At 48.6% G+C, this 13,189-nt stretch carries 13 protein-coding genes; 11 read left to right on the top strand and 2 right to left on the bottom strand.

What is annotated here, in order from left to right; translation table 11 throughout:
• Window positions 1-16: 16 nt before the first annotated feature.
• From pgsW to DWY93_RS07835, 8 genes are all read left to right on the top strand, one after another.
• Entirely contained in the window at window positions 17-1,090 is a 1,074-nt protein-coding gene (gene pgsW / locus DWY93_RS07805; RefSeq protein WP_117472164.1) for a poly-gamma-glutamate system protein, read from the top strand.
• Complete coding sequence (locus DWY93_RS07810; protein ID WP_117472166.1) at window positions 1,080-2,519, top strand: HAMP domain-containing sensor histidine kinase; 1,440 nt, start codon at window positions 1,080-1,082, stop codon at window positions 2,517-2,519. The genes pgsW and DWY93_RS07810 overlap by 11 nt, the downstream gene beginning before the upstream one ends.
• Window positions 2,488-3,111, top strand: coding sequence for a response regulator (locus tag DWY93_RS07815; protein WP_015553922.1), 624 nt, complete (start codon window positions 2,488-2,490; stop codon window positions 3,109-3,111). The genes DWY93_RS07810 and DWY93_RS07815 overlap by 32 nt, the downstream gene beginning before the upstream one ends.
• A 340-nt stretch (window positions 3,112-3,451) precedes the next feature.
• Window positions 3,452-5,314 carry a gamma-glutamyltransferase gene (gene ggt, locus DWY93_RS07820; RefSeq protein WP_181968515.1) on the top strand — a complete coding sequence of 621 codons (1,863 nt, stop codon included), beginning with the start codon at window positions 3,452-3,454 and terminating at the stop codon, window positions 5,312-5,314.
• Window positions 5,315-5,407: 93 nt separating this feature from the next.
• Window positions 5,408-6,067, top strand: a complete 660-nt coding sequence (locus DWY93_RS07825) for a DUF6305 family protein (protein WP_015553924.1) — start codon at window positions 5,408-5,410, stop codon at window positions 6,065-6,067.
• Window positions 6,068-6,150: 83 nt separating this feature from the next.
• Window positions 6,151-7,437 (top strand): TRAP transporter large permease subunit, encoded by a 1,287-nt coding sequence (locus DWY93_RS07830; protein ID WP_015553925.1) that lies wholly within the window; start codon window positions 6,151-6,153, stop codon window positions 7,435-7,437.
• Window positions 7,438-7,452: 15 nt separating this feature from the next.
• Window positions 7,453-7,608, top strand: coding sequence for a hypothetical protein (locus tag DWY93_RS17150; RefSeq protein WP_015553926.1), 156 nt, complete (start codon window positions 7,453-7,455; stop codon window positions 7,606-7,608).
• Between the two features lie 15 nt (window positions 7,609-7,623).
• Window positions 7,624-8,751, top strand: a complete 1,128-nt coding sequence (locus tag DWY93_RS07835) for a Succinylglutamate desuccinylase / Aspartoacylase family. (RefSeq protein WP_015553927.1) — start codon at window positions 7,624-7,626, stop codon at window positions 8,749-8,751.
• Between the two features lie 67 nt (window positions 8,752-8,818).
• Here the strand turns inward: DWY93_RS07835 and DWY93_RS07840 are convergent, their stop codons facing one another.
• Together DWY93_RS07840 and DWY93_RS07845 are read right to left on the bottom strand one after the other, a co-directional pair.
• Complete coding sequence (locus DWY93_RS07840; RefSeq protein ID WP_015553929.1) at window positions 8,819-9,346, bottom strand: ECF transporter S component; 528 nt, start codon at window positions 9,344-9,346, stop codon at window positions 8,819-8,821.
• Window positions 9,347-9,640: 294 nt separating this feature from the next.
• Window positions 9,641-10,399: an amidohydrolase family protein gene (locus DWY93_RS07845; protein ID WP_117472170.1), complete on the bottom strand. Its 759-nt coding sequence runs from the start codon at window positions 10,397-10,399 to the stop codon at window positions 9,641-9,643.
• 422 nt (window positions 10,400-10,821) lie between these two features.
• On the opposite strand from DWY93_RS07845, the gene DWY93_RS07850 reads away from it, so the two are divergent.
• From DWY93_RS07850 to fabK, 3 genes are all read left to right on the top strand, one after another.
• On the top strand, window positions 10,822-11,784 hold the full coding sequence (locus DWY93_RS07850; protein WP_117472186.1) for a beta-ketoacyl-ACP synthase III: 963 nt from the start codon (window positions 10,822-10,824) through the stop codon (window positions 11,782-11,784).
• A 122-nt stretch (window positions 11,785-11,906) separates the two neighbouring features.
• On the top strand, window positions 11,907-12,140 hold the full coding sequence (acpP, locus tag DWY93_RS07855; RefSeq protein ID WP_015553932.1) for an acyl carrier protein: 234 nt from the start codon (window positions 11,907-11,909) through the stop codon (window positions 12,138-12,140).
• 103 nt (window positions 12,141-12,243) lie between these two features.
• On the top strand, window positions 12,244-13,182 hold the full coding sequence (fabK, locus tag DWY93_RS07860; RefSeq protein ID WP_278286476.1) for an enoyl-[acyl-carrier-protein] reductase FabK: 939 nt from the start codon (window positions 12,244-12,246) through the stop codon (window positions 13,180-13,182).
• The last annotated feature ends 7 nt before the right edge of the window (window positions 13,183-13,189 follow it).

The following is a 13,189-nucleotide window of genomic DNA, read 5'->3' on the forward strand; positions in this document are numbered from 1 at the left end:
AAGGAGGCGTTTTCGCATGAAAAGTTTGCAAAAACGCCGAAGCACGGCACTTATCCTGGCTGTGGTCTGGCTGGCCGTCTGCCTTGTCCTTACATTGGCGATGGGACAGACGAAAGCCACGGAAGACTATGAGATCAAACTTTTGGCTGCCCAGAAGCTGCAGGGCTGGATGGATGATATCCGGGATTATAAGCTGGAAGCAGGACTTTCCCTCACTCCTTATGATACGCACAAGACCGGAATGATCGGCGATGAATATACGCCAATTACCACCAGCCTTGGCTCGGAGGAGGCGAAGCGGACCACAGCAAACCCGGACATGGCCGCACTGCTGGTGCAGATGCTCACCGAGGCCGGGGTAAAGTCCGGCGATACCATCGGCGCGGGCTTTTCGGGTTCCTTTCCAACGTTGAATCTGGCTGTGCTGGCCGCTGGTGAGGCGATGAATGTGAAGGTGATCTATATCGCTTCCATGGGAGCGAGCACCTTTGGGGCAAACCAGCCGCAGTTTACCTTCCCGGACATGGTCTGCCGCCTTTATCTTGACGGCAGGCTCCAGACACCTCCGGCTCTGATCACACCGGGAGGTGATTATGACTGCGGAGGTGAAATGTTTGAGGAGGAAAAAGAGGAGGCACTTGCCCGCATTGCGTCCTATGGCGTGGCAGATATCATGCAGGAGCGCGATTTCGCGGCAAACCTGAAGGCGCGTGAGGACCTGTATGAGACGTTAGGTCCCATAAGCTGTTTTGTCGGTGTGGGCGGAAACATTACGACCATCGGCCTGGAAGAGGACAAGATGAAGGCCGGTGTGATGGTTCCCTATACGGTTACCAGTGTGCGCAGTGATGACGGACTCTTGCAATATTATAATGCACATGGTCTGCCGGTTCTGCATCTTTTAAACATCAAGCAGCTGGCTGCCCAGTACGGTCTGCCGTTTGATCCAGAGATGATCGTCCCGCCAGGACAGAGTGCCCTGTATTACCACACGGTATATCCACATTTTCCGGCTCTGGCCGGGGTCCTTGGGGCTGTGTGTATATTAGTTTTTGCCTTTAAAAGGAGATCCAGGAGTGATGACAGGTAATATCAAACTGGCGGGTTTCGAGATCCGCAAAATAGACCACAAAGAAATGATGATCGGTCTGGCGTTGATCGCGCTGAGTTTTTTAATGCCGGTTTTATTTACGGTACAGAATTTTCAGGTGCGGGAGTATATGCATCTTGCGTTGGAAAAGCAGGAGAAGACCGATCTGATGGTGGCTGCTTTACGCCTGGTGATGTTAAATGCCCTGCGCGCTGCTCCGCATTATATCGGAGCATATTATATTGCCGAGTCAGTGGAACTCTACCGGAGAGGGAAAAAAAGTTGGATACCCAATGCATGCATGATTTTACTGATCCTGCCGCTTGTATATGAGGGCATTGGTCTGGTGCACGGTATTCGTTACGACTTTGGTTTGCCTGCTCTGCTTTTGGGTTCATCCGTGGTACTGTTTCGGCGTCTGGATTATCAATATATATCATTAACAAAAAAGAACCTGATGCTGCTGATTTTTACTATAGCTTTTCAGTTCCTGGACATCATGCCGCTGATGAGCGGTCTGCCCGTGGGACGCGGTGAGACGAGTTCTGATATCAAGCTATTTGCTGATGTGCTGGAGGCCAATTCTCTCTTAAATGCCATCGGTGCGGTGGGAATTTTAGTTGTGACCCTGTTTGCAACGATTATTCTCCTGCAGCTGCGGGATGAAAATAATCTTCTGCGTCTGTCGGAGGAAAAAGAAAAAATGCAGACCGTGCAGAGTCGTGCAGCACTGCTGGAAATGAAAAACCGTACCTACCGGGAAATGAAGTATCTGGTGCACGATTTAAAATCGCCTCTGACCAGTACTCAGACTTTGGTGGGAATTTTAAAAATGCAATGCGAGGTTGACGGAAGAAACAGGGAAATCGAATATCTGAGCCGCATTGAAAGCCAGATGGATCGGATGAGCAGCATGATCTCGGAAATCTTATATGAAAACAGATGCAGTCCCAGCGACACCAAGCACATTTTAGATATGGCACTTGCGCAGATATCGGTAGAGGATTACGCATCTAACGTGCATATTGACAATGAGGTACCGGAGCTTCAGGTAAGCGTAAACAGTATTTTGTTTACGCGCGTGTTAGTAAATCTGATCCACAATGCCGCACTGGCGGTTGAGAAGGAGCGGGAGCTTGCCATCTGGATCCATGTACGGGCCCGCCGGGTGGATGACCTGCCGTTTATCACTTTTTCTGTTTCAGATAACGGCTGCGGTATGACCGAGCAGCAGCAAGCCACCATGTGGGAGCAGGGAATTTCCGGCTTTGGCTCCAGCGGTCTGGGACTTGCCTTTGTGAAACAGACCGTGGAAGCCATGGACGGCTCGGTGATATCGGAAAGCCAGCCGGGCAAGGGCACACGGTTCATCATATTTTTACCGGAGGTAGTAAACCATGGAACGAAAGATTACGATACTTTCCATTGACGATGAAGAAAATATTCGCTTTGCCTTAGGCGAGCTGTTTCATTTTCAGGGCTGGGAGGCCTGCAGTGCCCCAAATGTAAAAAAAGGCCTGGAGCAGTTTCGTTTACACAAACCTGACATTGTATTAATCGATTATCACATGCCCGGCATTAACGGCGTGGAAGGAGTGCAGATGTTGCGTGCACTTTCACATACTGTGCCAATTATCGTGTTTACAATTGATGAAAGTCAGGAGGTGGCTGACCAGTTTCTTCAGGCGGGTGCTAGTGATTTTGCCTTGAAGCCCATCAAGGCTCCAGATATTATCAGCCGCATCAAGCTGCATTTACGCCTTTTAGAACGAGAGCATCAAAAACAGGCACCTTTGGACAAAGGCTTAAGTGAGGCCACGATGCAGCTGGTGCTGGATTCGTTAAAAGAAGGTGGGGATTACATGACAGTAAATGAGGTGGCTCGCAGCAGCGGTCTTGCATATCAGACGGTATACCGTTACCTGCAGTATCTGATTCAGAATAAGAAAGTGGAAATGGTGAGCATTTACGGCAAAGTCGGCCGCCCGCGCCAGTTATTCCGCTGGGTTGAAAATATGTAAGCGATCTACAATAAAACGAAAAAAGTTTTACCTTGAGAAAACGAGGTAAAACTTTTTTCGTTTTATATGAAACCCGATTTAATTGATCAAAGGACATTATTACATTTTTGAGAAAAATATGAGAAAAAATAGACTTGAATAGAGTGATTTTGTATAATTTACACAGTTCCTACGGAACTTCGACACAGTTTCTACATAAATATTACTATTATCCTGGGGATCAGCTTTCACCCCGACTTGAGATGTGATGGTAAAGCTTTCGCTTACTAATAAAAGACACCATAAAACAGAGAGGAGTTGCCGATGGGCGGCGAACCTCTCAAACAAAAGGAGGATGACAATGAAAAGATCAAATCGTCTGGTTGCAAGATCGGCAGTTGCACTCAGTCTGGCAGCTTCGTTGACTGCCTGCGGAACTGCTTCCTCAACGACAACGACAGCGGCGAGCAGTGAGGCTGCTACCGAGACAGCTTCCGAAACAGAAGCTGCTTCTACGACCGAAAACGTTGGTGAGGATGTCTGGCTGCCTTACAACGAAAACCTCGAGAAGAAGCGTGATGACCGTGACGCTACCGGTAAAAACGGCGCGGTTGCTTCCTGTAACTGGTACGCCAGCAAGGCAGGTCTGGAAATTCTAAAGGAAGGCGGAAACGCCTTTGACGCAGCGGCTGCTGTAGCCTACACTCTGGGCGTGGCTGAGCCGTACTTCTCCGGTCTGGGCGGCGGCGGATTTATGACTATTTACAGTGCCAAAGATGACAAGGTGAGTGTCCTTGATTTCCGTGAGACTGCTCCTGCAGCTGCTAATGCACAGATGTGGTTGGATGAAAACGGAAAGATGGAGCAGTTCAGCCTGGACGGCGTGAACAATCTGGGTGACAAGAGTGTGATCGGCGGTCTGTCGGTAGCTGTACCTGGAGAAGTTGCTGGTTTTGAGTATCTTCTTGATAACTACGGTTCTGATGCCGTAAGCCGTCAGCAGATCTTCCAGCCTGCTATCGACACTGCCAACAACGGCTATGTAGTGGGAGTTACCTTTAAGGAAGAGCTGGACAGCGAGTATACCGGTATTGCTGCAAACGAGACTTTGAGCAATATCTACCTGGATGAGAGCGGACTGCCGTATGAGGTTGGCGATGTGATCAAAAACCCGGATCTGGCAAAGACCCTGCAGCTGATCGCTGATGGCGGTAAAGATGCTTTCTATACCGGCGATATGGCACAGGCTATGGTAGATGCTGTTGCGGCTTGGGGCGGCAACATGACCATGGAAGACCTTGCAAATTACGAAGTAAAGGTTCGTGAGCCTGTCGTTGGTCACTATAAAGATTACACCATCTACTCTTTACCACCGGCATCCTCCGGCGGTACACACCTGGTTGAGATCCTGAACATTCTCGAGAACTACGACGATATGGACAAGATTGGTGTAAACAGCGCCGAGTATGTACATCGTTTCTCTGAGGCTTTCAAGATCGCCTTCGCAGACCGCGCGCAGTATATGGCAGATACTGACTTTGCTGATGTTCCGCTAGCTCAGCTGACAAGCAAAGACTATGCTGCAGAGCGTTATAGTGAGATCACTGACAAGAGCGGCAGCTATGTGGCTGTAGAGCCGGAAGAGTTAGAGCATTATGCAACTACAAGCTTTTCCGTTGTTGACCAGTGGGGCAACATGGTAGCCTGCACAAAGACTATCAACTACGGCTTTGGTTCCAAGGTTGGTGTTCCTGGCTATGGATTTATTATGAACGACGAGATGGATGATTTCTCAGCTGATCCTGAGAGCGTAAACTGCGCAGAAGGCGGAAAACGTCCGTTATCCAGCATGAGCCCGTCTATCGTTTTATATCCGGATGGATCTCCGTACATGACAATCGGAAGCCCGGGAGCTACCCGTATTTTCCCGACGATCGCTCAGGTTATCGAGCGCATGATTGACTACAATATGGATATTCAGGACGCGATCGATTGTGCACGTATCTACGACAACGCATCTGAAAATATCTGCTATGAGTCCGGCGGTGTGAACCCGATCACTCCTGAGGTTGCTAAAGAACTGCAGGATCGCGGACATGAAGTTACCGATAAGGGAGAATGGCAGCTGTTCTTCGGCGGTGTACAGGGAATCTCGATCGGTAAGGACGGAACACTGCGCGGTGGTGCGGATCCTCGCCGTGATGGTAAGGCTCTGGCATATTAATTTTCATTTCCAGTAATACATGAATTATCAGTGCTGCCCGCTTCCCGATAACGGGGCGGGCAGCCGTAAAATAAGAAAAGGAGATATACGATTATGAAGAAACTTGGTATTTTTATTGCGGCTAGTGCTTTGACATTATCTTTGGCTGCTTGCGGCTCCGGCGCTTCCAGCACAACAACTACCGCAGCGGCTGCAGAAACCACAGCAGCAGCTTCCGCAGAAACTACAGCGGCAGCAGGTGCTGCAACTGAACTGACTGAGATCAGCGCAGGTATGTGCTCTACTCCGGCTATCCTGACCAGTATTGGACAGAGTGCTGATGTAGACATTGCAAATACACTTTGCACAAAGGCTGGCATTGAAGTAACAATGAATAAGAACATCACAGGCGCAGATCTTCCGGATGACTGCAAAACTCTGATCCTTGCAGTCGGTGGATCTTCCAAGGGACTTGGTGCTGCCGGTATCGATGCTGACCAGGAGCTTGCACGTACTGACGCTCTGATTTCCGCTGCAAAGGAAAAAGGTATCATTGTTCTTGCTCTGCACACTGGCGGATCCGCTCGTCGCGGTACCTTATCTGACAGCTTTATCACTCCGGCTTTCCAGGGCTGCGATGCTGCTATCGTAGTTTCTGAGGGGGATTCCGATGGTCTGATGTCTGGTATCTTATCCGGCAACGGAACTCCTGCAATCTATGTAGATAACACTGCAGGTACTCTTGACGCTTTAAAAACTGCATTTGGTCTGTAAATCTGAGTTACTAAACAAACAAACAAACTAACCTGCGGCCTGGCTGAACGGGCCGCAGTGATTTTGAAGAGGAGAACATCATTATGACACCTTACGTGATCACTTTTATTGTGATGGTCGGTGTTTTCATGATCGGCTGCTTTGCATTCAAACTGCCTGTTGGCGTATCAATGCTGATAGCAGCGCTCTGCGGTGCTCTTGAGGGCGGCCTCGGCACCGAGACTATCCGTATGATGGTAGAGGGCGAGTTCGGTTATGTAGATACCATTCTGACTATTGGCTGTGCCATGATTTTCATGAAGGTCATTGAGGGATCCGGTGCTCTGGATGCTTTAAGCAGCCTGATTATTGAGAAATTCCATCGTTTCCCTGCTGTTTTACTGGTTTTAATCATGCTCATCATCATGTTCCCCGGCATGATCACCGGTTCTTCCACTGCAGCAGTTCTTTCAGCAGGTTCCATTATGGCTCCGGTTCTTGCATTAATGGGAATTGATGCCGTTACCTCAGGCTCCATTATCGCTATGGGTGCTCTGCTTGGTATGATCGCACCTCCTGTAAATACCGCTGCATTAATTATCTGCGCAGGTATCGATGTTCCTTATGTTGGTTTTGAGGGTCCGCTGGCCTTAATCACTTTCCCGTTAGCGATTCTGTTCGTGCTTTTACTCGGCTACAAGCAGGCACGCCACATGGACTATGAAAAACTGAAACCTGCTCTTGAAAAGCAGGATGCGATCCGCAAGCAGTACGGTGTGCGCATCTACATTCCGTTACTGGTTCTGGTTGCTTTAATGGTTATCTTTAAGGTTCTGAAGTTAGGCGAAGACATCGGTATGCCACTCATGTTCCTTATCAGTGCTGCCGTTGGTCTGTTCACCGGAAAGAAGATCAATGTACTGACTGCTGTACCGGAAGCCATCCGTACCGCAGCACCTGTTATGGGTATTCTGATGGGGGTTGGTATGTTCATCGAAGTAATGACAGCGACCGGCGTTCGTGGTCTGGTAGTTATCAGCTGTCTGCGTCTTCCGAGCACATTGTGGCTCTTAGCCTGCGCGATCAGTATTCCGCTGTTTGGTGCAGTTTCCTCTTACGGCGCATGCTCGGTTTTAGGCGTTCCGTTCGCTTACATTTATGCTTCACTTTTAGGCGGAAACTCCGTTGTGGTTTTAGCTGCTATCAGCCTGATCGCTGCTGTGGGTGATATGATGCCTCCTACCGCTTTAGCAGGTCTGTTCGCGGCACAGGTTACAGGTGTAGAAAAATACACTAAGATCCTGAAGCGTTGTATTGTGCCTATCATCATTCTGCTGGTTTACGCTTGTTTCTTCCTGGCAAATTCAAAACTGATTGCCGGACTGTTTTAAAGGAGGGACTGAATTATGAGTATTATCACGATCATTTATTTAGCCATCGCCCTTCTGGTTTTTGTAAGCACACTGTACAATATGATTTTTAAGGAAGAACGCCTTGTTGATCAGATCAACGCAGCTATGATTTTAATTCCTCTGCTGCTGCGCATCTTCCTGATCAAGTAAGGAGGGTGAATGAAAATGAAGAAAACGTATCTGTCCGCCGTTGCCATCCTGGTTTGCGCGGCTCTTGTTGGCGGTATTGCCGGTACGAGCTTTTATACCAAGCGCCATTTCAAGGAAGACATCGTGACTGGTCCGAATGTGACCGAGGTATTTAAGTTGAGCCGTTATAATCCAAACCTGGAAGGCACCATCGGCGATTCCGATGTGTATGTACTGAAAGGCGAAAAAGAGGGAGGTTCCCTTGTTGTTCTGGGCAGCACCCATGCCAACGAACCTTCTGGGCATATGGCCGGCATTATTCTGGAAGAGAATGCAAAGGTTGAGGCGGGCACCATTTATGTGATCCCGAACATCAATAATTCTGCTTTGACCCACAATGACCCGCTGGATGGTTCTCCACAGTACATGCACTTCACCACAAAAAATGGTGAGACCAGAACATTCCAGTACGGCTCTCGTGCAACCAACCCGATCGACCAGTGGCCGGATCCGGATATTTACACACACAAGTCTTCCGGTCAGACACTTTCCGGTTCAGAAACTCGTAACCTGAACCGATGCTATCCGGGAGTTGAGGATGGTACTTTGTCTGAGCAGGTTGCTTATGCGGTAACCAATATGATCAAGACCTTAGATATTGACATGGAGATCGATCTGCATGAGTCCAGCCCGGAGTATGCTGTAAACAATGCTACCGTAGCTCACGAGCGCGCTTCTGCTATTGCATCTGAGGGCGTTCTGAATCTGGAATTAGAGGGAATTTCCATGAGCCTGGAGCCGTCTCCGGTTTCCTTACATGGTCTGACTCACCGTGAGTTGGGTGACTATACCAATACTTACGCACTGTTGATGGAGACTGGTAACCCTAGTCAGGGCCGTCTTCGTGGCTATACAGATGAGGATCTGGTAAAGACAGGTGAGGATCCTTGCTATGTGATAGCCTATGATCTGGGTCTTCTGTATGTTGACTACAGCTCCGGCAACTTCCCAATTGAGTTGCGTACTGGCCGTCATCTTGCTGGTATCAGCGCTTACATCGATGCGTTCAACAATAACAGCAGCGAAGATAAGCAGATCATTGTGAAAGGTATTCCGACCTATGACGAGATGATCAACAGCGATTTAGGTGATTTCCTTCTGTAAAAATTTTATACAGACCCAATGAAAACCCCGGTCTGCAGTGCATGAACATTGCGGACCGGGGTTTTTGTTACGCAAATTTTGCCTTTAATGTTCGGATCGCCGGGGACTGTACGAGGATCGTGTAGGCTACGCCGCCGAGGACGATCCCTGCGATGGTCTGCATGGACAGGGTGAACATTTCACCGAAGGCAACAACGGTGCCGTAGAGCGGGATCTTTACGAGCGTGTAGCCGATAATATGGGCGATGCCGCCGACGATAGCACCGACGAGCCAGGAATATTTAAAGTTCGGCAGAAGCTTGTAGGCAATCGTTCCGGCGATGAACGCCCAGAGACCTTTTAATACCATGGTCGGGAGAACCCATACCGCGTAGCCGCCGAGAAAATCGGAGAGACCTGCGCCGATGGCACCGGCGAGGACGCCGCGTCTTGTGCCAAATAAGCAGACGGTCAGGATGATCATGCAGTCGCCGAGGTGGGTGTAGCCAAAGGCGGAAGGAATTTTAAAGAAATAGGTTCCGACAAATACCAGAGCGCTCATTAAGCCAATGATGGAGATATCGAGGGTGGTGTCTTGGGATGAATGATTTTTCATGGGGATGTCCTCCTTAAATACAATATTTCAGAATTGTTCAATAAATTCAAATCGTTTAAACATATAAGATAAAACAAAATCTCGTATCGGGCAAAATTAAAATCATATAGGCAGATTCAGAACAATAAGCACAGTTCAAGAAATATGAAAACTCCTAAACGATTCGAAGTTCAATGTTTTCAGCTTCATATCTAAAAACTTGCCGTAATATGTAACCGTTTTTATAACTGTTCAGTAGGTCTGCGCATTTACTGTGCTGACCGTAAGAAAACTTAGACTAGAAGGCAAAAATCTTTATTTCAATCCCATAAATTTAGCTGCGTTATTATAGAAAATGTTCTCCAGTCCTTCATCATCCACGCCGCAGGCCATGATCTTCTGGATCTCAACGGTCGGGGCATGGAACGGGGAGTCGATGCCGAACATGACTTTCTCATGGCCGACGGTGTTGTAGGCGTTGGCGATCTGGACACTCATGGAGGTTCCGGAGGTCTCAAGCCAGATATTGTCGTATTTTTTTGCCATGGTGATCGCTGCATCGACGTAAACACCGTGGGCATGTCCCATATGGATCATGACGATCGGGAGATGCGGGTGGCGTTCAGCCAGAAGTCCGATCTGCCACGGAAGGGAGAACGGCGGATGACCGGAATGGATGAATAACGGTTTTCCGTACTTTTCGCAGATCTCAGCGACGGGATCCACGCAGGGATCGTCGGCGCAGTAGCCGTCAAAGAGGGACTGAAGCTTTGCACCGGCAAAGTGTTCGTCACGGATATAATGCTCTAAGGCATCGTAAGCCGGTTTTCCTTCGGCACAGTTGATCCACATGAGCGGGATGATCTTATCCGGGTGAGCCTTGAAGGCAGCAACGGTCTCTTCATTTGTGTGCGGGCCGTCGGAACAGAGGATCGTCTTTTCAATATTGAATTCTTCCATCTGTTTTAAGAGAAGGTCTGCATTAAAGTGGATATTGAACGGACTGCCGAAGGTGCCGATATGGCTGTGGGCATCGATTTTTTTAAATTTGCTGAAATCGCTTGTAATACTCATAATATCGCTCCTTTTATCTCAGTCAGATAAGACTCCCACTTTTTCTGGTGGTGAGCCATAGCAAATTGTCGGGAAAATTTCGCATGCGGTAAATATGTGATTATCATATCTGAGATATGGCATTGTTAAAATATCCAATTTTAAATAATTTGACCAGTCCAGATGCGGCAAATACTGAGCTTAAACAGGTGAAAAGGCGGCATTCCTTCTTTGCTGCGTGGAACCACAAGGGTACGGAATGGTTGCAGGTTTACTTAAGCAGCAGGCGGTGAGAAGGAAAAACAAAAATTCACTTGACAAAACAGCAGACATCTATTACCATTAGAATCAAACATTTTGAATATCAAACTATTTGAAATTAAAAACTACTGCGGGGAATAAAATTCCTTCCGCATAAACGAAATGGCAGGATTTAGAAGATGATGACAGCCAGAATTGCTGGAATCGGCGCGTATGTGCCGGAGAATTTGATTACGAACGACGATCTGTCGAAGATCGTGGACACGAATGACGAGTGGATCCGGACACGGACCGGAATCCGGGAACGCCGGATCTCCTCCGGAGAGGGAACGCGCCATCTGGCGGCGAAGGCAGCTGAGCGGGCGCTTGCGGCAGCAGGAGTTGCCCCGGAAGAGCTGGATATCATCATTCTCGGGACTTCGTCCCCGGACCGGAATTATCCCAGCGATGCCTGCAGTGTTCAGGCGGCCATCGGGGCAGTGAATGCAGTTGCCTTCGATATCTCGGCGGCATGCGCGGGATTTATTTTCGCCATGAATATCGTGGAAGGATTTTTTAAAGCCGGAATTTACAAGACGGCGCTGATCATCGGGGCGGAAACCCTCAGCAAAGTGACAGACTGGAGTGACCGCGGCACCTGTGTCCTCTTTGGAGACGGAGCAGGGGCAGCCGTTTTAAAAGCGGAAGAGACCGGAATCATCGATATGATGATGGGAGCGGACGGAACAAAGGGTGATGTTCTCGCCTGCACCTCGAGAACCGTCGGAAACTTTCTCACAGGGACAAAGCCGGAGCTCGGATTTATGACCATGGATGGACAGGAAGTTTTCAAATTCGCAGTGCGGAAGGTGCCGGAGAGTGTTATGGAGCTTTTACAGCGGACTGGGACAAAAAAGGAAGACATTAAATATTATGTTCTTCATCAGGCGAATGAGCGGATCATTGAGGCAGCGGCGAGACGCCTGAAGGAGCCGATGGAGAAATTCCCGATGACGATCAGTCAGTTTGGAAATACATCAACGGCATCGATTCCGTTACTGTTAGACGATATGATCCGGAAAGATATGCTGAAGAAGGGCGACAAGATCATCATGTCAGGCTTCGGAGCCGGAATGACCTGGGGTGCAGTACTCATGGAGTGGTAGATATCTGATTCATCCAGAAATCAGGAGAAGTTAGCTACATAATAAGAAATAATTTAAAAAAACAAAAAATTGTAAAAACTCATAAAATACAAATAATAAGAACATTTAAAGGAGATCAAATCATGTTAGAAAAAATGAAAGAAATCATCGCAGAACAGTTAAGCACAGACGCAGACAGCATCACAGAGGCAACCTCCTTCAAGGATGACCTTGGAGCAGATTCCCTTGACTTATTTGAGCTTGTTATGGCTCTTGAGGATGAGTATTCCGTAGAGATCCCGGCTGAGGACCTTCAGAACCTCGCAACGGTCGGCGATGTTATGAAGTACTTAAAAGATAAAGGTGTTGAGGAATAATCAAACCGAATAAACCAGAGTAAAACGCGTCTATGACGCGTTTTACTGATATAAAGATAATTCCGGGCAATACCCGACAGATAGATTTCAGGAAGTGAGAGCAATAAAAATGAAGACAAGAATTACAGAAATGCTGGGAATCGAATATCCGATCATTCAGGGCGGTATGGCCTGGGTCGCTGAGCATCATCTTGCTGCCGCTGTCTCCGAGGCAGGAGGTCTTGGCCTCATCGGCGGCGCAAACGCGCCGGGAGAGGTTGTCCGTGAAGAGATCCGTAAGGCGAAAGCACTGACAAAGAAGCCGTTTGGCGTTAATGTCATGTTAATGAGCCCGTATGCGGATGATGTGGCGAAGGTGGTTGTTGAAGAGGGCGTGAAGGTCGTTACGACAGGAGCCGGAAATCCTGCAAAGTACATGAAGATGTGGAAGGAAGCAGGGATCATCGTGATACCGGTCGTTGCTTCTGTGGCTCTTGCGAAGCTTATGGAGCGCGGCGGCGCTGATGCTGTCGTTGCAGAGGGAACCGAATCCGGCGGACATATCGGTGAGGCGACCACCATGACTCTCGTTCCGCAGGTCGTTGATGCGGTATCCATCCCGGTCATTGCAGCAGGCGGCATCGGTGATGGAAGAGGAATTGCGGCGGCTTTCATGCTGGGCGCTGAGGCAGTCCAGATGGGAACAAGATTTGTTGTCGCAAAGGAATCCATCGTTCATGAAAATTATAAGCAGAGAATCATTAAAGCAAAGGACATCGATTCTGCGGTAACAGGAAGAACCCACGGACATCCGGTCCGCTGCCTGAGAAACCAGATGACAAGAGAGTATAACCGACTTGAGGCAGAAGGAAAATCCTTTGAGGAGCTTGAGTATCTGACACTTGGAACCCTCAGAAAAGCCGTTCAGGAAGGCGATACCACAAATGGAACCGTCATGGCAGGTCAGATCGCAGGTCTTGTAACGAAAGAGCAGACATGCAAGGAAATGATCGATGAGATGATGGAGCAGGCAGATAAGCTGCTTGGCGGATGTCAGAAGTAAGGAGAAT

The organism is Clostridium sp. AF28-12, assembly GCF_003435225.1.
GTDB lineage: Bacteria > Bacillota > Clostridia > Lachnospirales > Lachnospiraceae > Pilosibacter > Pilosibacter fragilis.